Raw genomic sequence first — 267 nt, 5'->3', positions numbered from 1 at the left:
GGACGGCGATCAACAATCGGCCTTCCTTGACATCGGCAAGAACCTCAACTTCAAGGACGACGGCCCGACGATTGCCACCACCGGCGTAGAACCGACGCTGACTGTCGACGAGACGGTTCTTGGGACCAACGACACGCAGAGCTTTGCGGCCAACTTCAGCTCCGCCTTTGGCGCTGACGGAGCCGGCACGCTGACCTATGCACTTGGCGTGACGGCGGCAGGCCCAACCGGCATCGTCGACACGGCGACCGGTGAGGCGGTCGTCCT

Annotated in this window: 1 protein-coding gene; it reads left to right on the top strand. The window is 63.7% G+C overall.

Annotated features, from left to right (window positions below; genetic code table 11):
- Positions 1 to 267: DUF5801 repeats-in-toxin domain-containing protein (locus BN1800_RS39975; RefSeq protein ID WP_210191331.1), on the top strand; the 267-nt coding region annotated here is incomplete at both ends.

It is taken from the genome of Rhizobium sullae, from assembly GCF_900169785.1.
GTDB classification, from domain to species: Bacteria; Pseudomonadota; Alphaproteobacteria; order Rhizobiales; family Rhizobiaceae; genus Rhizobium; species Rhizobium sullae.
This window is presented reverse-complemented; position numbering and strand designations above follow the sequence as displayed.